The following is a 945-nucleotide window of genomic DNA, read 5'->3' on the forward strand; positions in this document are numbered from 1 at the left end:
CCAGCGCAGTTTGCGCATAGCTGAAGTTATCATGACCGCTTAATATGATCATCTTCGTAAGCGTACCCTGCTTGTGAATATGACGCGCTAATGTGAGTCMGTCCATCCCCGGCATCTGGATATCGAGAATGACGATGTCTGGTTTGCGACGCTCGATGAGCTCCATGGCATGGAGTCCGTTGTGCGCCATACCGATCACTTCAATTCCGTATGTTTCCCATGAAAAGTTGTTGGCCAAGCTGTTACAAAGCCGCAGTTCGTCCTCCACAATAAGCAAATTCATGCGCCAGACCCCTCTCTTATCGATTTTGTAGGCAATCTCTTGTTGAATAGATTAAGTTGGGCAATGCATCCTTCCAGTGGCAGGAGTACGCTGGTCGTTGTACCTGATCCTTCTTTGCTGTTCACAGTCAGATTGGCACTTGGACCATATAACATTTTAATACGGGACATTACATTACGCAACGCATACAAGTCCTGGACCGCTTCACTGGCAAACGACATCTCCAACTCGCCATCCTCGGATATACGGCTCAATTCGTCTTGAATGTAAGTCAGTCGGTCTGCGGTCATCCCAATTCCGTTATCCTCAACGGTCAATTGCAAGAAATCACCTTCGATCCGGCTGGATATAGTTAATAGTCCGTCCTTCGGTTTTTGCTCCAGACCATGCAGAATGGCGTTCTCCACAAGCGGCTGCAAAAGCAACTTCAGAATTGGCACTTCCTTGCTCTCTTCTTGCACCTCATAGTGAACAGAGAACTTGTCCAAGAAACGAAGTTGTTGGACGCGTACGTAATAATGCAAATGCGATATAGTTTCTTCGACCGTAAACGTATCCCTGCCCTTGTTCAAGCTCAGACGAAAAAATTTCGATAAATTAAGCACCATTTCGCTGATCTCATCGGCCTCATAATTTTTGGCCGCCCAGTAGATGGAGTCCAA

Annotated in this window: 2 protein-coding genes; both read right to left on the bottom strand. The window is 46.8% G+C overall.

Features of this window, described 5'->3' with window-relative positions; translation table 11 throughout:
• A partial coding sequence (locus tag AC1DWB_RS36100; RefSeq protein WP_477545860.1) for a response regulator occupies positions 1-283 on the bottom strand: 283 nt, incomplete at its 3' end.
• Positions 280-945, bottom strand: a 666-nt coding sequence (locus AC1DWB_RS36105) for a sensor histidine kinase (protein ID WP_477545861.1), incomplete at its 5' end; no start/stop codon positions are given. The genes AC1DWB_RS36105 and AC1DWB_RS36100, both read right to left, overlap by 4 nt.

It is taken from the genome of Paenibacillus sp. P4_E11, from assembly GCF_056401635.1.